19 protein-coding genes and 1 other RNA gene are annotated in these 18,132 nt (G+C 69.0%); 11 read left to right on the top strand and 9 right to left on the bottom strand.

The window, feature by feature from the left end:
• The first annotated feature begins 113 nt into the window (after nt 1-113).
• Both NB3_RS06910 and hisN read left to right on the top strand, forming a co-directional pair.
• Entirely contained in the window at nt 114-710 is a 597-nt protein-coding gene (locus NB3_RS06910; RefSeq protein ID WP_067798128.1) for an NADPH-dependent FMN reductase, read from the top strand.
• A 352-nt stretch (nt 711-1,062) separates the two neighbouring features.
• Entirely contained in the window at nt 1,063-1,842 is a 780-nt protein-coding gene (gene hisN, locus NB3_RS06905; protein ID WP_067798125.1) for a histidinol-phosphatase, read from the top strand.
• Nucleotides 1,843-1,919: 77 nt separating this feature from the next.
• Here the strand turns inward: hisN and NB3_RS06900 are convergent, their stop codons facing one another.
• On the bottom strand, nt 1,920-2,891 hold the full coding sequence (locus NB3_RS06900) for an NHL repeat-containing protein (RefSeq protein WP_067798504.1): 972 nt from the start codon (nt 2,889-2,891) through the stop codon (nt 1,920-1,922).
• Nucleotides 2,892-3,087: 196 nt separating this feature from the next.
• Here NB3_RS06900 and recQ point away from each other — a divergent pair, with 196 nt between their 5' ends.
• From recQ to NB3_RS06875, 5 genes are all read left to right on the top strand, one after another.
• Nucleotides 3,088-4,962: a DNA helicase RecQ gene (gene recQ, locus NB3_RS06895; RefSeq protein WP_157111580.1), complete on the top strand. Its 1,875-nt coding sequence runs from the start codon at nt 3,088-3,090 to the stop codon at nt 4,960-4,962.
• A gap of 76 nt (nt 4,963-5,038) precedes the next feature.
• A complete protein-coding gene (locus NB3_RS06890; RefSeq protein ID WP_067798501.1) occupies nt 5,039-6,118 on the top strand; it encodes a metallophosphoesterase in 1,080 nt (359 codons plus the stop codon).
• Nucleotides 6,119-6,185: 67 nt separating this feature from the next.
• On the top strand, nt 6,186-6,428 hold the full coding sequence (locus NB3_RS06885) for a WLR motif membrane protein (protein ID WP_067798120.1): 243 nt from the start codon (nt 6,186-6,188) through the stop codon (nt 6,426-6,428).
• Nucleotides 6,429-6,484: 56 nt separating this feature from the next.
• Complete coding sequence (smpB, locus tag NB3_RS06880) at nt 6,485-6,958, top strand: SsrA-binding protein SmpB (RefSeq protein ID WP_040781289.1); 474 nt, start codon at nt 6,485-6,487, stop codon at nt 6,956-6,958.
• Complete coding sequence (locus NB3_RS06875) at nt 6,955-7,818, top strand: EamA family transporter (RefSeq protein WP_174553174.1); 864 nt, start codon at nt 6,955-6,957, stop codon at nt 7,816-7,818. Before smpB ends, NB3_RS06875 begins: the two co-directional genes overlap by 4 nt.
• A 524-nt stretch (nt 7,819-8,342) precedes the next feature.
• Here NB3_RS06875 and NB3_RS06870 read toward each other — a convergent pair.
• Together NB3_RS06870 and NB3_RS06865 are read right to left on the bottom strand one after the other, a co-directional pair.
• Nucleotides 8,343-9,602 (bottom strand): ABC transporter substrate-binding protein, encoded by a 1,260-nt coding sequence (locus NB3_RS06870; protein ID WP_244891791.1) that lies wholly within the window; start codon nt 9,600-9,602, stop codon nt 8,343-8,345.
• A 50-nt stretch (nt 9,603-9,652) separates the two neighbouring features.
• Nucleotides 9,653-10,966 (bottom strand): ABC transporter substrate-binding protein, encoded by a 1,314-nt coding sequence (locus tag NB3_RS06865; protein WP_067798114.1) that lies wholly within the window; start codon nt 10,964-10,966, stop codon nt 9,653-9,655.
• Nucleotides 10,967-11,400: 434 nt separating this feature from the next.
• On the opposite strand from NB3_RS06865, the gene ssrA reads away from it, so the two are divergent.
• Nucleotides 11,401-11,771, top strand: a transfer-messenger RNA (tmRNA) gene (ssrA, locus tag NB3_RS06860).
• An 81-nt stretch (nt 11,772-11,852) separates the two neighbouring features.
• On the opposite strand, the gene NB3_RS06855 is transcribed toward ssrA, so the two are convergent.
• Nucleotides 11,853-12,050: a hypothetical protein gene (locus NB3_RS06855; protein WP_067798111.1), complete on the bottom strand. Its 198-nt coding sequence runs from the start codon at nt 12,048-12,050 to the stop codon at nt 11,853-11,855.
• Entirely contained in the window at nt 12,047-12,211 is a 165-nt protein-coding gene (locus NB3_RS34825) for a hypothetical protein (protein WP_157111578.1), read from the bottom strand. Before NB3_RS34825 ends, NB3_RS06855 begins: the two co-directional genes overlap by 4 nt.
• Before the next feature lie 187 nt (nt 12,212-12,398).
• Between NB3_RS34825 and NB3_RS06850 the strand changes: the two genes are divergently transcribed.
• Nucleotides 12,399-13,145 carry a helix-turn-helix transcriptional regulator gene (locus NB3_RS06850; protein WP_067798109.1) on the top strand — a complete coding sequence of 249 codons (747 nt, stop codon included), beginning with the start codon at nt 12,399-12,401 and terminating at the stop codon, nt 13,143-13,145.
• Nucleotides 13,146-13,157: 12 nt separating this feature from the next.
• Here the strand turns inward: NB3_RS06850 and NB3_RS06845 are convergent, their stop codons facing one another.
• The gene (locus NB3_RS06845; protein WP_067798106.1) at nt 13,158-13,847 is read right to left on the bottom strand and encodes a DUF899 domain-containing protein; all 690 of its coding nucleotides are present in this window, start codon (nt 13,845-13,847) and stop codon (nt 13,158-13,160) included.
• 294 nt (nt 13,848-14,141) lie between these two features.
• On the opposite strand from NB3_RS06845, the gene NB3_RS06840 reads away from it, so the two are divergent.
• Complete coding sequence (locus NB3_RS06840) at nt 14,142-15,032, top strand: phosphotransferase (protein ID WP_067798103.1); 891 nt, start codon at nt 14,142-14,144, stop codon at nt 15,030-15,032.
• Here NB3_RS06840 and NB3_RS06835 read toward each other — a convergent pair.
• Together NB3_RS06835 and NB3_RS06830 are read right to left on the bottom strand one after the other, a co-directional pair.
• Entirely contained in the window at nt 15,029-15,289 is a 261-nt protein-coding gene (locus NB3_RS06835) for a hypothetical protein (protein ID WP_067798100.1), read from the bottom strand. The genes NB3_RS06840 and NB3_RS06835 overlap by 4 nt on opposite strands.
• 32 nt (nt 15,290-15,321) lie before the next feature.
• On the bottom strand, nt 15,322-16,074 hold the full coding sequence (locus tag NB3_RS06830; protein WP_067798495.1) for an SDR family oxidoreductase: 753 nt from the start codon (nt 16,072-16,074) through the stop codon (nt 15,322-15,324).
• A gap of 101 nt (nt 16,075-16,175) precedes the next feature.
• Here NB3_RS06830 and NB3_RS06825 point away from each other — a divergent pair, with 101 nt between their 5' ends.
• Nucleotides 16,176-17,063 carry a helix-turn-helix transcriptional regulator gene (locus NB3_RS06825; RefSeq protein WP_067798097.1) on the top strand — a complete coding sequence of 296 codons (888 nt, stop codon included), beginning with the start codon at nt 16,176-16,178 and terminating at the stop codon, nt 17,061-17,063.
• A 15-nt stretch (nt 17,064-17,078) separates the two neighbouring features.
• On the opposite strand, the gene NB3_RS06820 is transcribed toward NB3_RS06825, so the two are convergent.
• Complete coding sequence (locus NB3_RS06820; protein ID WP_244891790.1) at nt 17,079-17,987, bottom strand: EamA family transporter; 909 nt, start codon at nt 17,985-17,987, stop codon at nt 17,079-17,081.
• Nucleotides 17,988-18,132: the final 145 nt, after the last annotated feature.

Below are 18,132 nucleotides of genomic sequence, written 5' to 3'. Positions count from 1 at the left end.
GAGGGTATCCCTGCCACTACCACTCTTACGGCGGTCTCCCTGCGCCGCGCGCCCGGCAGCAGATTGAGATGGACGGCCCGGCCGGGCCGCTTCGTGATCTCTAGGAGGAAAGCATGTCCAACGCCCCACTGAAGCTCGCGGTGATCATCGGCAGCGTTCGCGAGGGACGTTTCGGGCCGGTCGTGGCCGCGTGGTTCGCTGAGCAGGCGCGGCGGCACGGTTCGTTCGAGGTGGACGTCATCGACTTGGCCGAGGCGCGGATTCCGCTGGAACTGCCCGCGGTGCCCCCGGCGCTGGACCCGGACCCGCAGCGGCCCGAAGGGATGACCGACCTGACCCGCAGGCTCTCGGCGGCCGACGCCTTCGTCATCGTCACTCCCGACTACAACCGCAGCATCCCCGCGTCCCTCAAAGCCGTCATCGACTGGCACTTCACCCAGTGGGACGCGAAGGCGATCGGTTTCGTCGGCTACAGCGGAGCCTCCGGCGGCCTGCTCGCCATCGAGCACCTGCGGCAGATCTTCAACGAGCTCAACGCGCACACCGTGCGCAACTACGTGTCGTTCCCGCGCTACTACCTGCTCTTCGACGACGAGGGCCGGCTGAGGGAGCCCGAGGAGCCCGCGGCGGCCGCGACGGCGATGCTCGACCAACTGCACTGGTGGGCGACCGCGTTGGCCGCGGCGCGGTCGCTGGAAGCTGTGGGGTGAGGTCGGGATCGGTGACGATCATCGTCGGCACGGTGACGGCGGCACCGCGAGCCGTTGCCGACTGCGGCGGTGGGCGCGGTACGGCGGCGCCGCCGGGCGCGAGGGGCACCGCCTCGGCTGTGCGCGTGCTCGGCGGCAGCGCGAGGGGGCATCTCGCGCCGAGACGGGATCGCGAGGACTCGCGACCGGAGCCGCAGCCCCGGTCCTTCCCGTATCACGCGTGGGAGCGCTGTGGTCCGTCGGCCCGGCAGTGGAGGCGGGGACAGGTGGGCCGGAGATATACACGCGGTTGTGCTTCCGGGCGCGGCGGGACGAAGAGGCGGTGAGCGGGCGGGCCGATAGGGTGCGGGGCGTGGCTGTGTATTCCTCCGATCTCGAACTCGCCCTGCGGCTTGCCGACGTCGCCGACGAGATCACGCGGGCTCGCTTCGGTGCGCTGGATCTGAAAGTCGACGCGAAACCGGATCTGACGCCGGTGTCGGACGCCGATCTTGCGGTCGAGCGGGCTATCCGGCAGGCGCTGGCCGAAGCCAGACCGGACGACGCGGTGCTGGGTGAGGAATTCGGCGGCGCCGCCGAGTTCAGTGGCAGGCAATGGGTGGTCGACCCGATCGACGGCACGAAGAACTTCGTGCGCGGAGTGCCCGTCTGGGCGACGTTGATCGCGTTGCTGGAGGACGGCGCGCCGGTCGTGGGCGTGGTGAGCGCGCCCGCTCTGGCACGGCGCTGGTGGGCGGCGGCGGGAGCCGGGGCGTGGTCGAGCTTCGAAGGGCAGGAACGGCGGATCTCGGTGTCCGCCGTCGGTGAGCTGAGCGCGGCGAGTTTGGCGTTCTCCAGTCTGTCCGGGTGGCGTGACCGCGACCTGCGCGAGCAGTTCATCGCCCTGACCGACGACGTCTGGCGTGTTCGCGGCTACGGCGACTTCCTCAATTACTGCCTGCTCGCCGAAGGCGCCGTCGACATCGCGACGGAACCGGAGGTCTCCTTGTGGGACCTCGCCGCCCTCGACATCCTCGTCCGTGAGGCGGGCGGGCGTTTCTCCGCGCTGGACGGTGCACCCGGTCCGCACGGCGGCGACGCCATCGCCACCAACGGTCTGCTGCACGACGAGGTCCTCGACCGCTTGCGCTGACCGCGTCCGCGAGCCTCTGCCGGGCGGCCGCCACTGATACAACTCGGCGACAGTCGTGTGCCGGAGCGGGTTCGGAGCTATCCGGCCCGCCCCGGGGTCGCGGGCGTGAGGTCGATCCCGGCCGGAGGGCGCATGCGGCGCAGCGTGCCGTCCATGCTGGTGACGAACAGCGCCCAGGCGTCCCCGTCACGGTCGATGCGCACCGACGTGGCGCCGTCCGGCGGGTTGCGCACCGGAGCGGGCTTGATCAAGCCCGTGATGATCGCGCAGGTGGCGCCCGTCGCGGTGTCCACCTGATAGACGGCGCCGAGCACGTGATCGGCCACGAACAGCGCGCCCGCCCTGGTGGCCTCCATATCGTCGGGCAGCGCGACCAGGTCCGGGATGCCGGAGACGACGGTGGGGTGCGCCGGATCGTCCAGCCGGACGCGCAGGATCTGCAGCGTCATGGTGTCGACGTAGACGGATTCGCCGTCGGCGGCCAGCGCGAGGCCGTTGGCGGGTGGAAGCACCGACCAATCCCGCTCGTACTCGTTCGTGTCCGGCCAGTAGCGCGAGATCCCGTTCGACCCGCCGAGACCGATCGTGGTGAACAGCAGGCTGCCATCTCGCAGCAACAGCAGGCCGTTGGGCCCGTTCAACCCGGTGAGCAGGACGCTGACGGCGCCGGTCTCGGTGTCGTAGCGCTGGAGCGTGCCCGGCGGTTCGCTGAGCCCGTCCCCGGTGAGGAAGTAGACATAGCGCCCAGCGACGCGCACGCCCGCCGGGCGGTACAGGTCCGTGACCAGCTTCTCCATCCGGCCCGCGCGGTCGACGTGCCCCAGGTAACCGTCCATCAGGCCGGTGACGTAGAAGCCGCCCCGCCCGTCGGAATCGAGATTCTCCAGATTGCCGACCCCTTCGACCACGGTGGCGGTCTCCCAGCCGTCCGAGCACCGGGCGGGGAAGGTCTCCGCCCGCGCCGCAGGCATCGCCGCGGTGATCCCGGCGGCCATGGCGACGGCGCCGAGCACCGCCGCGTACGCCCGCATCCCTGTCCCTTTTGCCATGAGCGACAACATAACAGCGCCCGATCGCGCCCGCGGCCCGGCGAAGTCCGCTCGAGCGGAGGAAACGGCAGGTCGGCGCGCTGCGGCGGAAAGCGAGGGTCTCAGTTGTCCACATGGGGACAACTCGGCGGCCGAGCAGGGCGAACGCCGAATCACGCGGGTACCGCCCTGCCGGTGCGCTCGTAGGATGGGCCGGGTGAATCCCCCCGATGATTTCGCTGCTGTAGCGACCGAAGTCGCGTCCGGATCGGACGCCGGATCCGTTGCGGCGCAAGAGGTGCTACGCCGAGTCTTCGGTTACGACAGCTTCCGCGGCGACCAGCAGGCGATCGTGCGGCACGTGATCGACGGCGGTGACGCGCTGGTGCTCATGCCCACCGGCGGCGGCAAGTCGCTGTGCTATCAGATCCCCGCTCTGGTTCGCCCCGGCGTCGGTGTGGTCGTCTCCCCGCTGATCGCCCTCATGCAGGACCAGGTGGACGCGCTCAGCGCGCTCGGCGTGCGCGCGGGCTTCCTCAACTCCACCCAGTACCCCGACGAGCGCAGGACCGTCGAAGCGCAGTTCGTCGCGGGCGAATTGGATCTGCTGTACCTGGCCCCGGAACGGTTGCGCCTCGACTCCACCGCGCAACTGCTCGATCGCGGCAAGGTGGCGCTGTTCGCCATCGACGAGGCGCACTGCGTCTCCCAGTGGGGTCACGACTTCCGGCCCGACTACCTCGGCCTTTCGGTGCTGCACGAGCGATGGCCGGACGTCCCGCGGATCGCGTTGACCGCGACCGCCACCGAGAAGACCCGCGACGAGATCATTCAGCGGCTCGACCTCGGCACCGCCCGCCGGTTCGTGTCCAGCTTCGACCGCCCCAACATCCAGTACCGGATCGAGCCGAAGAACCGTCCCGAGCGTCAGCTGCTGGAATTCATCCGCACCGAGCACGCGGGCGACGCGGGCATCGTCTACTGCCTCTCGCGCAACTCGGTGGAGAAGACCGCGGCGTTCCTCACCGAGAACGGCATCACCGCGGTGCCCTACCACGCGGGCCTCGACCATCGCACCCGCGCGGAGAACCAGGCGCGCTTCCTCCGCGAGGACGGACTGGTCGTGGTGGCGACCATCGCCTTCGGCATGGGCATCGACAAGCCCGACGTGCGCTTCGTCGCCCATCTCGACCTACCCAAGTCGGTCGAGGGCTATTACCAGGAGACCGGGCGCGCGGGCCGCGACGGTCTGCCGTCCACGGCGTGGATGGTCTACGGCCTGAACGACGTGGTGCAGCAGCGCAAATTGATCGACTCCTCCGAGGGCGACGCCGCCCACCGCCGCCAGCTCCAATTGCACCTGGACGCGATGCTCGCGCTGTGTGAGACGGTCGGCTGCCGGCGCACGCAACTGCTCGCCTACTTCGGCGAGCCCGGTCTGCCCTGCGGCAACTGCGACACCTGCCTGTCGCCACCGCAATCCTGGGACGGCACGGTGGCCGCGCAGAAGCTGTTGTCCACCGTGCTTCGACTGAAGCGGGAACGCGGCCAGAGCTTCGGCGCGGGGCACATCGTGGACATCCTGCTCGGTAAGAAGAATCCCAAAGTCCTGCAATACGACCACCATGAGCTGAAGGTGTTCGGGGTCGGCACCGACCTGCGGGACACGGAGTGGCGCGGCGTGGTGCGGCAACTGCTGGCCCATGGGCTGCTGGCCGTCCACGGCGACTACGGCGTGCTGACGCTCACCGAGGCCAGCGGCGAGGTGCTGTTCGAGGGACGGCAGGTGCCGCTGCGCCGCGAGCCGGAACGCCAGGCCAAGCCCGCACGATCCGCGAAGGCCGCCAAGGCCGCCTCCGTCGAGGTGACGCCCACCGACCTGCCGCTGTTCGAGAAGTTGCGTGAATGGCGCGCGGCCACCGCGAAGGAACAGGGCGTTCCCGCCTACGTCGTCTTCCACGACGCCACCTTGCGCGAGATCGCGGCACGCAAGCCCGCGAGCCTCGCCCAGCTCGGCGGCGTCAGCGGTGTCGGCGAGAACAAACTGGCGAAATACGGCGAACAGGTGCTCGAAGTGCTCGCCGCCGGATGAACCGCTACCCTCACGCGGGTCACCGGTCGGCGCGGACGCCCGCCGAGCCGGGCCGCCGAAAACCGTGGAGGACAGCGTGAGCCGCAGCCAGACGATCGGGCGCAGGACGTTCCTGGCCGGTGCGGCCACCCTCGCGGCCGGGACCACGTTGGCCGGGCGCACGCCCGCGCATGCGGTACCCGTCGCCGAGGGCGTCACCAAGTTCCCCTTCCCGGCCGAGCGCCGGGTGCGAGTGCTGGTAACCGGCGACGCGGGCACGGGCACCCGCACCCAGTGGGCGGTCGCCGACGCCATGCGCGCGCTGCACGGCCGCGAACCCGTCTCGCTGGCCTTGGGCCTCGGCGACAACATCTACGAGCACGGGCCCGAGAGCGCGGTCGACGTCCAGTTCACCGAGAAGTTCGAAAACCCGAACGCCGGACTGGACTTCCCCTGGCTGATGGTGCTGGGCAACCACGACAACAGCTCGGTTCTCGGCGGTGACGGCGGATGGTTGCTGCGCGGCAACGCCGAGGTGGAATACCACGCGAACTCCCAGCGCTGGTGGATGCCGAGCCGCTACTACTCGGTGCGGATTCCGGAGCGCGACCCCGTCGTCGAGTTCTTCGTCCTCGACGTCAACCCGCTGGCGGCCTACGTGCCGCCGGTCTTCTCGCCGTACTGGGCGGTCGACGGCCAGTTCATGAACGAGCAGCGCGACTGGCTCGATCACGCCATCGCCGACTCGCCCGCCACCTGGAAGATCGCCTGCACCCACCACCCGTATCTCAACAACGGCCCGCACGGGGACGCGGGCCGCTACGAGGGTCTCTCGCTGGAACCGATCAACGGCGTGCACGTGAAACGCTTTTTCGAAGACCACGTGATCGGGCGCTGCCAGTTCATCCTGTCCGGGCACGATCACTCGCTGCAAGTGCTGGAACCCACCACGGAGTCGAAGGGAACCAGGCAGATCGTGTCGGGTGCGGCCGCGAAAACGGTGGGCGCGGAGCCGCGGCTCGCGGCGAGCGCGGGCCACGGTGCGCTCTTCGAGAACTACCACGAGCTGGGTTTCATGGTGCTCGAACTCACCGAGGACGGCGTCGACCTGGGCGTGCACACGGTCGATCCGGCGACCGGCGCGTCCGCCGAGGCGTTCCGGCGGCGTCTGGCCTGAGTTCCAACTGTGTTGCGCGGCGCGAGATTTGCGGCGTGCCGCCGTCGCGGCGGCTACCGTTCTGGCTATGGCACCGGGTGATGGTTCCAGTGACGCCGGCGATGACCTTTCCATCAGCTCGGTGGGGGGTGAGACCCCGGACACGCCGCCTTATGTGCGCAGCAGGACCGATCCGGCGGTCGAGAACGTGTGGCTGCGCCGCAGTCCGCCACCGCAGCGCCCCGGGGTGCCGCGAATGTCGACGGTGGCGCTGCTCGTAGCGTTCCTCGCCGTCCTCGCGCTCTACCTCGTAGTGCATCAAGGTGGTTAGCGCGTCCGCGACCTGCGGGAATAATCCGGTTGCCTGGTCACTTAAAGTGGACCGTTATGAAGGAGAAGGGGCGCAAGGTCATCGCGACCAACCGCCGGGCGCGGCACAACTACACGATCCTGGACACCTACGAGGCCGGGATCGCGCTGGTCGGCACGGAGGTGAAGAGCCTGCGTGAGGGCAAGGCCTCACTGGTGGACGCCTTCGCGACGGTGGACAACGGCGAGGTGTGGTTGCGTGGGCTGCACATCCCCGAGTTCAGCCACGGCACCTGGACCAACCACTCGCCGCGCCGGGTGCGCAAGCTGCTGCTGCACAAGCGCGAGATCGAGCGGCTGGTCGGCAAGTCGCGAGAGGGCAACCAGACGCTGGTGCCGCTGTCGATGTATTTCTCCGACGGCAAGGTGAAGGTCGAACTGGCGCTGGCCAAGGGCAAGCAGGACTACGACAAGCGGCAGGACCTGGCCCGGCGCACCGCCGAGCGAGAGGTCACCCGCGAACTAGGACGGCGGGTCAAAGGCATGCGGTGACCGCCGTCCTGCTCGCGCTGGTAGCCGCGGTCGGCTACGGCGTGAGCGATTTCTACGGCGGTGTGGCGTCGCGGCGGGTGACCGCGCTGCGTGTCGTCATCTACACCTATCCGTTCTCGGTGCTGCTGGTTCTCCTGTTGCTCCCGTTCGTGCCCGGCAGCCCGGACGCGGCGTCGCTGTGGTGGGGCACGGCGGCGGGCGTCGCGAGCGGCGTCGCGGTGTGGTGGTTCTACGCGGCGCTGGCCGACGGTCCGATGGCGGTCGTGTCGCCGCTGACGGCGGTGCTGGTCGCGGGTATTCCGGTGCTCGCCGGGCTGGCGACCGGCGAGCGCCCCGGTCCGCTCGCCTTCGCCGGCATCGTGTTCGCCCTGGTCGCCGTGCTGCTGGTGAGCCGGGAATCGCCGGACGACGTAACGGAGGAGATCACCGGCGGACGCGAACTACGGTTCACTCGCAAGGTAGCCGCGCTGACCATCGGTTCGGGCGCCGCGTACGGTCTCGCGTTCGTCTTCTTCCACGAGACCGCGTCGGACTCGGGACTGTGGCCGTTGCTCATGCAGCGGCTCGCGGCCACCGCGGTGGTCTGGCTCACCGCGCTCACCGCGGGAGAGTTCGGGCGGTTGCGCGGTGAACCACTCCGCCTGGCCTGCTACATCAGCGCGCTGGACGTCATCAGCAACGCGGCGCTGCTGTACGCCTTCCACGGATCACTGCTGTCGCTGGTGAGCGTGATCGGCTCGCTCTACCCGGCGGTGACCGTGCTGCTGGCGATGGTTCTGCTCGGCGAGCGGGTCCACCGGCAGCAGCAATTCGGCCTGCTCCTCGCCCTTGTCGCGGTCGCACTCATCGCCGCGGCCTGAGTTCACCGGCCCGCCGGGATGTGCTGAGCGAGCGGGAGACGACTGGGGCAACGGGCGCTGGGCCGCCCCGAGCGAGGGAGAACCGGCTGGGTTCCAGCCCCCGCCGCCCAGGGCCGTCCCGCTGCCCGGAGCGGTTCCGCTGCCCGCAGCCGCCCCGCTGCCCGGAGCGGTTCCGGCTGCCCGCAGCCGCCCCGCTGCCCGGAGCGGTTCCGGCTGCCCGCAGCCGCCCCGCTGCCCGGAGCGGTTCCGCTGCCCGCAGCCGCCCCGTCGCCCGGAGCGGTTCCGCTGCCCGGAGCCGTTTCGCTGCGCGGGGCTGTTCCGTCGCTCGGGGCTGTTCCGCTGCCGGAGCTTTCCGTCGCCCGCTGCTGTCCCGCTGCCCGGGGCTGTTTCGTTGCCCGGGGCTGTTTCGTTGCCCGGGGCTATCCCGCTGCCGGAGCTTTTCCGTCGCCCGCACCTGTCCCGCCGCCGGAGCTGTCCCGTCGCCCGGAGCCGTTCCGCTGACAGAGCTGTCCCGGCCGCGCGGATCAGCGGGTGCAGGGTTCCCGGATCGATATGCGTTTCAGCGTCGGGCTGCGGTAGTCGGCCACCACGGTGCGCGAACCCAGCGCCGTGGACGCGTCGGGCACGTTGATCACCGCTCGCTGCGCCGCGACATCGGGTTCGTCGCGCCCATAGACCTGCGGCGCAGCCATGCCTTCGGAATCGACAGTGAGCCCGGCGAGGGTCTTGCGCAGGGTCGGCCGGTCCAGGCTGCCCGTCTCGGCCGCCTTGGTGAGCAGCGCCTTCATCGGATACGAAATCGCCCAGCCCAGGTTGTAGCCGAAGTTCGTCGGTTCGCTCGGCGCGGCGCTCCTGGCGCGCTGGGCTCCGGTGCTCGCACCGTCCCAGCCGTCGAACGGCGAGGTGTAGTTGTACAGGGCCGTGAGCGCGGGTGCGGCCGGTGTCTTGAGCAGCGCGCTGTTCCAGGTCGGGGTGGATCCGAGGAAGCGGCCCGTGTAACCGGATTTCGCGAGTTTGCCGACGATTTCGGCGGTTTCGGCCGGACCGGTGGCCAGCAGGACCACGTCGGGCGGGTCGGCCATGATCTCGGCGACCGGGTAGTCCTGCGTGCCGACTTCGGTGTTGGGCCCGGTGTCGATCCGCTCGGTGATCGTCGCGCCGTTGTCCAACGCCCACTTGAGCGCACCGCTGGCGTAATCACCGCCGTAGTTCCCGCGATAGGCGACCACGCCGAGCGTGCGCGGCTGGTAGAAGTTCTGCGCGAACCAATCCAGGCCCAGCACTGCTTCGGTGCAGTAGGAGAAGCCGTCGTCGAGCACCAGATCACGGTCGGTGGCGCGGTACTGCCACCCCGACCAGAGGGTGCCGGCCCCGGTCACCAGGTCCGCCTCGTCCATCTCGTGCAGCACCGCGAGCGTCTGCGCGGTCCCGAAACTCATCGCGAGCGCCAGCACGTGCGGGGCTATGTTCTCGAACTCCGTGACGTGCCTGCGCGGATCGTAGGCCGTGTCGCGGGTGTAGGTCGTGATGTCGATCTCGTATCCGCCGATGCCGCCCTGCTTGTTCACCTCGTTCCAGAACGCGATCTGCCCTTCCTGCAAGGACTTTCCCAGCGGAGCGAAGGGGCCGTTGTTCAGGTCCGACAGAACGCCGAGATAGATGCAGCCCTTGTCCCGCTGGATCGCGTGGGGGCAGGGTTCCCGGGTGACGCCGGGTGCGGCGCCGGGCGAGGAGCTCGAACAGCCGCCGGTCAGGACCAGCCCGAGCGCGAGAGGAGCGGCCACGAGACGAAGTAGCCGACGAAATTTACTGTGAACAGGCATATGTCGCTCGCTTACGGCTGTACGCAGGGCTCGTTGAGGGTGATGCGGTCCTGAGTCGGGCCGTGATAGTCGGGCGCCAGGGTCTTCGCGCCCAGCGGCGCGGTCTGATCGGGCGCTTCGATGACGGCGCGCTGCCGGGTGAGGTCGGGTTTGACCGCGCCGTACGTGTGTTCGGGAATCGCGCCCTCGTAGTCCACACGCAGTCCGTGCACGGCCTGCCGGACGCCCTTGCGGGTCAGCTTGCCTTCGTTGACCGCCCGGGTGAGCAGCGCTTTCATCGGATACGAAAACATCCAGCCTGCGCTATAGCCCCATGTGGACGGTTCCCTGGTCGCCGAAGCCCTGGCCTTCTTGGCGCCCGCGCTGGTGCCGTCCCAGCCGTCCAGCGGTGAGGTCATGTTGTAGCGAGCGGTGATCGCGGAGGCGGCGGGGCTTTTTAGGAGGCCGCCGTTCCAGGTCGGGCCCGAGCCGAGGAACTTGCCGGGGAAACCGGCCAGCGCCGCCTTCCCCATGATCTCGCCCGCTTCCGCGGGTCCCGTCGCCAGGAGCACGAGGTCCGCTCGGCTGTTGAGGATCTTGGCGACCGCGGCGTCCTGATTGCCGATCTGGGTGTTCGGCTCGGTGTCGATCTGTGCCACCAGGTCCACCCGGTTGGCCGACGCCCACTTCTTCGCGCCGGTGGCGTAGTCGCCGCCGTAGTCGCCCTGGTAGCTGACGGTGGCGATCGAACTCGGCTTGGCGTCGTGCTCGGCGATCCAGTCCAGCGCGATGATCGCCTCCGAGCAGTAGGAGTAGCCGGACTCCAGCAGCAGACCCTTGTCACTGTTCTCGAATTGCCAGCCCGACCACAGGGTTCCGGCAATGGCGACCATGTTCGCCGCGTCCATCTCGGGAAGTACCTTCTGCGTCTGCACCGTGCCGAGACTCATCGAGAGCGCGAGGATATGCGGCTCGATTCTCCGGTAGGCCTCGGCGTGCTTCTGCAGATCGTAGTTCGTGTCCTCGGTGTAGGTGGCGATGTCCACCTCGTACTTGCCGCCGATCCCGCCCGCTTCGTTCACCGCCCGCCAGAACGCCAGCTGGCCGTTGTGAATGTCCTTGCCCAGCGCGGCGAACGGCCCACTCGTCAGATCGGAGAGCACGCCGAGATAGATGCATCCTTTACGCGAGTCCACCGCGTTCGGACACGGATCGGAGGTGACCCCGGGTTCGGCGCCTTGGGCGGACTTGTCGCGCAGGGCGGAACACCCGGTCAGGACGAGTCCGGCGATCACGGTGAGGGCGGACAGGCGCAGCAACCTGTCCCGAATGGTGCGAACTGCCAAAGTGTTTCCTTAGTCTGAAATCGAGATCCGCTGCTCAGAGCCGATCGTACGGCTCGTGCAGTGTAAGTCGGGTTGGTCGTCGGACCTTGGGAATCGGCTACCAGCATCCGGGAAGGATCGGGGCCGACGCGTGGCATGCGCTTCGGTCGGCCCGTGTGCTCGCGGAGCGGCACCGCCGGGACGATGGTCCGCCGATTCGGAGGTGGACTTCCGACGGTATCCGGATCTGCGCTCCGGCTGCGTGGCAAGTAGGGCGTCCGGGCGCGCGGACACCGGCGATCGGCGCGCCGACCGGGGGTGTCCGGGGATCTGACCTGCGGTATTCGCCTCCGTGGACCGCGCGCGAGCGTGACGACCGCCACCGCCGGATATCGGGATGATCCGGGCTCTCCCCGGTGTTAACATGAACAGCCCGGCAAGGTGCCGGGACGTACGGGGCTGAACGGTTTCGACTGCGTACGTTGATTCAGGGGAAGCGTGTCGGTGCAGGCAAGAGACCACCGTAAGCGTCGTTGCAACCAATTAAGCGCCGATTCCAATCAGCGCGAGTACGCTCTCGCTGCCTGATCAGCAGAGCGTCTCTGTCGGCCCGGGGCATGCCCTCGGCTCCGGTGCCGGCATCAGCTAGAGGGCTAACCGTCCTACTCGGTCGCGGAGTAGGGCGGGACATCGAACAGCGACTGGGATCGTCATCCGGGCTTGTTCGCGGGACCCGGAGATCCGAGTAGAGACACAGCGAACTGCACACGGAGAAGCCCTGAAGACGCGGCGGAGGACCCGGGTTCGATTCCCGGCAGCTCCACGACAAGGCCCCTCACCTGCCTCGCAGGTGAGGGGCCTTTTTCATGCCGCTGCGTCGGTCTCTTACGGGACGTAACGGGTCGGGCTAGCTGTCCTCGCTCGCCCCGTCCTTGTCTGCGTTGCCCTCGCCACTGTCCCGGAGATATCGCTCAGCGGACATCTTTCTTGGGCACGGCGGTTCGCAGTTCGTGTGGATCTTCAGCAGGCCACGCGCGTGCTTCGCGTCGGCGGGCATGTTGCCGTCCTCGCAGTAGTCCTGCACCCAGGAACGCCGAGTCGTCACCGCTTGTCCTCGCTCTCGATGCGGTCCATGACCTCACGGAACGGCACCTGCTCGTCTGTATCGCCTCCGAGATCGAGTAGCCAAGGCAGGACCCAGAACACGAGGATCAGCAGGCCGCCGACGGCGGCCATGACAGTAAGGGTGACTGCGAGCTCGGTCACTCCGAAACCCCCTTGCATAGTGGTGTGGGTTGGCAGGCGCCCGACGCCGGGGAGGTCGGAACTCGAACCCGACGCCGGGGCCACGTTCAGAGTCGGTCGACAGGTCGTGTCCGTGCGATGACGGAATCGGCGTCAATCCGCGTCTATTCAAGGCGACATTTAGGCGTCAAAGCGTTACGGTGGCGACATGGCTTCCGCACCTAACACGGCTCTCCGCGCGGCCCGGAACGCGCGTCTGATGAGCCAGGACGACCTAGCGCGGGCGCTCCGCGAAGCGGGATGCGCCAGCGCCACCAAACGCCTTGTGCAGCGCTGGGAATCAGGGCTCACCGCCAACCCTCGGCCGTCGCACGCGCGGGCACTCGAGAAGGTGATGCGGCTGCCGATCGAATCGCTTGGATTCGGTGCCGTGATGGCCGGCCGCAGCCTGTCCGGTGGCGAGGACGGGACCGTGGTCGACTCGGCTATCGGTGAAGTCTCGCCCGAGCAGTTCACCGCCGCCCGGCGCCCGCGGACGCCCGGCAACTATTCGGGGATCTGGCTGAGCCGCTACGAGTACTACTCGTCCGGCCGAGACGCGACGTTCACGGCCGTACATCACGTGGTGGTGCTACAGCACGACAACCGCCTGACGGTTCGCAGCCTGCCGAACTCGGCGCAGTCGTCGATGGAGATGGACCTCACCGTCGACGGTCACGTGGCTACGGGCACATGGCGTGAGCACACCGCCCAGGATGGTTACTACCGCGGCGCCTACTACCACGGGGCGATCCAGTTGTTGATCGAGCTGACCGGCGCGCGGATGGCCGGCAAGTGGGTGGGGTTCGGCAAGAGTTTCGAGATCAACTCCGGTCCGTGGGAGCTGGTGTTGCAGGACTCCTCGACGTCCAAGGCGGCTATCGACGCATACGACCGACCGCCGGACGTGGCGTAAGCCGGCCTTCTTTCACGAGTTCGGATCGCCGTACGCCGCGGCGATGTCCTGGGAGCTGCTCCATCGGCTGTAGGTGGGGGATTGGGGCCAGCCTTCGGGGGAGTCCTGCCATTCCTCTTGGCGGCCGTAGGGGAGCAGGTCGATCAGGGCGAAGGAGTGGCTGAGTTGTTCGGTGCCGCGGCCGGTGGTGTGCCAGGTGCGGTAGACGGTGTCGCCGTCGCGGAGGAAGACGTTGACCGCGAATCCTCCGCCGGGCGGTGCGCCGACGTCGGCGCCGAAGGAGCTGTTGGCCGTGGAATACCAGGTCATCCTGTTTCCGACGTGCCGCTTGTAGGCGAGTGCCTCCTCGATCGGCCCTTGGGTGACGATGACGAACCTGGCGTCGTAGTTGTTCAGGAACTCCAGGCGGGTGAACTGCGACGTGAATCCGGTGCAGCCGCCGCACTGCCACTTCTCGCCGGGAAACCACATGTGGTGGTAGACGATCAGTTGCCGCATGCCGTCGAAGAGGTCGACCAGCCGGACCGGCCCGTCTTCGCCCTCGAGGGTGTAGTCGGGCATCTCGACCATCGGCAGGCGGCGGCGCTGGGCGGCGATCGCGTCCAGTTCCCTGGTCGCGGCCTTCTCCCGGACGCGAAGCGCTTCGAGTTCGCGCTGCCAGGTGTCGGTGTCGGTGACGGGCGGCAGTGCCGTGGTGCTCATGGCGGTCGTCCTCTCGGGCGGTGTTCACAAGTGCGGGCTGTAGGTGTAGACGGCGCGCGCTCGCGGAACTGATCGGTGACCGTGGGGCACATGCTCGATGAGCGTGCGCGAATTGGGGTAATTCGGGCCAATCGGCCGGATTCTGTTTGGTTGCTGAAGCTGGTGGAATTCTGTGATTAATGTCCACTGACCAGGGAAAATGGGGTGTTAGCCCCCCGGTATCTGGATGGCTGCCATGATGCTCGAAGCCGAGATGCGGAGCTCTTGCCCCCACAGTGGGTGCGGGGGGTCGACATGACCGCGGATGTCGCAGGCAACGGCACGCCGTCGGTGCTGCGCGCCGCCTGTGTGAGTGTCGGTGTCGATGCGAGCGATGCCGAGCCGGTGAGCGCGAAGGGGGTCTACCGGTTGCGTGACGGAATCGTCGTGCGGATCGGTGGGCGGGGACAGAAGCTGGCGGCTTCCCGGGAAGTCGCCGTCGCTCGATGGCTGGAGACCTGTGGGGTTTCCGCCACGCGGGTCGCCCCGGACATCCCCCAGCCGGTCGTGGTGGACAGCAGGCCGGTGACCTTCTGGCAGGAGTTGCCGCCGCATCATCCCGGTACGCCCGGTGATGTCGCCAGGGCGCTGGGACAGTTGCATCGGCTGCCGTTGCCCGGCTTCGAGCTACGCCGGATGTCGCCCTTGGCTCGGGTGGAGGACGAGATCGACGCCGCGCGGACGGTGACCGAGGACGACCGCCGCTGGCTGCGCAAACATCTGGAGGAACTGCGTGGCCGCTGGAAGGCCCTGCCGCGGGGCCTGCCGTGGTCGGTGGTCCGAGGCGCGGGCGGGGACGACGGCGTCGTGGTCGGCGACGACGGCGACGTGATTCTGGTCGGATTGGGCCGGGCGGTGATCGGCCCGCCGGAGTGGGATCTGGTGCATACGGCGATCGACTGCTGGACCGCCAACAAGATCACCGCCGCGCAGTACGCCGAATTCTGTGCCGGATACGGCCGGGACGTGATGCGCTGGGACGGCTTCTATCTGCTGCGTGACATCCAGGAGTTCCGGATGGCCTTGCAGTCGTTGCGAGCCGCCACCGGCGACCCCGCCTATCAGCGGCAGGCGCTGCGCCGCCTCGCCTACATCCGCGGCGACGAGGGCATGCGACCGTGGCCAGGGTGGGCGGACCTCGACTAGCGAGGTCGCGCCCGGTCGGCGGCGTCCACCCGGTCGACGTCGTCATGACGAGTCCGCCATCGCGCCGTCCAGGGCGGCGGCGACGGTGTCCCGGACGCGCTCGGAGTGCGGAGGCCGAACAGATCGCGCGAACGCGCGGTCAGGAGAGTGCCGTGGCTGTGGCCCCGACGCGCGTCCCGCAGGCCGAGTACCGGATCGGCGATTGCCGAGGCGTCGTCGGACCTGGCGTGGCGCAGCACCGGGGCGACCTCCGTCATCCGCAGGACGGTGACAGCGAACGCGTCGGTGATCAGCCCTGCTGGGTCGGCACGACGACGAGCTCGGCGATGTTGACGTGCTCGGGAACGTCGACGGCGTAGGCGATCGCGTCGGCGATATCGCCGGGTTCCAGGATCTTGATCGCGGTGCGCCATTGCTCCAGCCCGGCGCGCTGCTGCTCGTCCTGCATGCCATCGCCGAGTTCGGTGCCGACGAAGCCGGGTTCGATGTTCTTGACTCGCACGCCGCGCGGCCCGAACTCGGCGCGCAGATTGCGGGTCAGGTGCGCGACCGCGGCCTTGGTCGCGGTGTAGACGGCGTAGTTCGGGAAGACCGTGTGCCCGCCGATCGAGCCGACCAGCACCAGGTCCGCGCGCTTGCCTTCGCTCGCGGCGGCGAGCAGGTCCTCGATGAACGCCCGCCCGGTGTAGAGCAGCCCGGTGACATTGGTGCCGACCATCTGGTCCCACTCGTCGGTGAGCGCGGATTCGAACGGCGCGGCGAGCATGACGCCCGCGTTCGCGACGACCAGGTCGACGGGCCCGAACGCCGCGCGCACCGTGGCGGCGGCATCCCGTACGGACTGCTGGTCGGCAACGTCGGCGGCCACCGCGATGGCGTCCGCGCCGAGTTCGGCGGCGAGTTCCTCGATGCGATCCTTGCGCCTGCCCAGCAACGCGACCTTGGCGCCGCCCTGCGCGAGCCGCCGCGCGGTGGCGGCTCCGATTCCACTCGATGCTCCGGTGACGACCGCGACGCGGCCGGTGAGGTTGTTGTTCGTCATGTCCACTACCTTCCGGCCCCGCGCGCGCACCTGACAGGCTGCGGACTTCCTGGGAGTCGCAGGGCCACCCAGGCGCCGGTCGCCTGCCCTACGCTCGGGTCATGGACTCCGACAATCGACTGGGCGCCTTCCTCCGCGCGCGCCGCGAACTGGTGCGACCGGAGGATTTCGGCCTCCCCGGCGGCGGCCAGCGGCGGGTCGCGGGCTTGCGCCGTGAGGAGATCGCCCTGCTGGCCGGGGTGAGCGCCGACTATTACGTGCGACTGGAGCAAGGGCGCGACCGGCACCCCTCCGAACAGGTCATCGCGTCGCTCGCCCGGGTGTTCGCGCTGGACGAGGAGGGCACGGCGCACCTGCGCGAGCTGGCCCGGCCGACCGCCAAGCGCCAGCGTGCCCCGCGGCGGCCCGAACGCGTCGCGCCCGGCCTGCTGCGCTTGATGAACGCGTGGCCGCACACTCCCGCCCTGGTGCTGGGCAGATACCTGGACGTTCTCGCGGCGAACCCGCTGGCCGCGGCCGTCAATTCGTGTTCCGTTCCCGGGGTCAATCAGGTGCGCATGGTCTTTCTCGATCCCGAGGCACACGACCTCTACCTGGATTGGCCGACCATCGCCGCCGACACCGTCGCCAGCCTGCGGGCGACCGCGGGCGCGGACCTGGACGATCCGCGATTGACCGAGCTGGTCGGTGAGCTGTCGCTGAAGAGCGAGGAGTTCCGGCAACTGTGGGCGCGCCACGACGTCCGGGTGAAGACCGCGGGCGTCAAGGCATTCCGCAACCCCATGGTCGGGAACTTGACCTTGTCCTACGAGACGTTCAGCGTGAACGGCGCGCCGGGGCAGATGCTCATCGCCTACCACGCGGAGCCGGGATCGTCCTCGGAACGGTCGCTGGCGCTGCTCGGCAGCCTGATCGCGGACAACCCCGCCACGGCAGCCGATGAGCAGCGCGCCGCCGGGCACCCGGATACCTCTCGGCAAACCCGCTGAGCTGCGATCCGCGCGTCAATCCTTCGCTTCGGTGCGCGTCGCCCCGGCCGACGCCGCGACCACGCACGCCACGCCCGCCCACTGTCCGAGATTCATGATCTGACCGAGGACGAGCAGGCCCGCGATCGCGGCGACCGCGGGCTCCAGGCTCATCAGCACGCCGAAGACGCGCGGCGGGATGCGCCGCAGCGCTTCCAGCTCCACCGAATACGGCAGCACCGACGACAGCATCGCCACCGCGAATCCGGCCGCGAGCACGCCGGGTTGCACCAGCGCCGCGCCCGCGTCGAGGACGCCGACCGGCAGCATGATCAGCCCGCCGAACGCCATGGCCAGCGCCAGACCGCCGCCGCCGCTGGTCTGTTCGCCGAGCGCGGCACTCAGCAGGATGTAGCAGGCCCAGCACGCCGCCGCGGCCAGCGCGAACAGCACCCCGGTCCAGTTCACCTCGCCGTCCGCCCTGGTCAGCAGTAGCACTCCGGCCCCGGCCAGCACCGCCCACAGCGGGTCGATCCAGCGGCGTGATCCGGCCAGCGCGACGCTCAGCGGTCCGAGAAATTCGATGGTCACCGCCATGCCCAGCGGAATCCGGTCGATCGCCTCGTAGAACGAGAGGTTCATCAGCGCGAGCACCGCGCCGTAACCGAGCACCACCGGCAGCGCACGACGCGCCACCCGCAGCGACGAGCGCCAGATCACCAGCAGGACGATGCCGGCGAAGACCAGCCGCAGCGTGACCGCCCCGGCCGCGCCGGTCGCGGCGAACAGCTGCTTCGCCACCGCCGCGCCCACCTGCACGCTGACGATGCCCGTCAGCACCAGCGCCGTCGGCGGGACGCCACCGAGCCCATGGGCGGCGACCGATCGCCAGACCGATACCGGCCTCGCGCCGCGCACCATCCGCTCGAAGTCGATCGCGACCACGCCACACCTCCATCTCGGCAAGACCTCCGGACACACAACCACGCCGGTACGACACGACCGCCGGTCGGTAAGGCATCTGATCGATATTCCGCGGTTTGCCCCCGTCGAAGCCGTGGGGGAGTGACTATCTAGTTATCGCGCCGGT

This window comes from Nocardia beijingensis NBRC 16342 (assembly GCF_001612785.1).
GTDB lineage: Bacteria > Actinomycetota > Actinomycetes > Mycobacteriales > Mycobacteriaceae > Nocardia > Nocardia beijingensis.
This window is presented reverse-complemented; position numbering and strand designations above follow the sequence as displayed.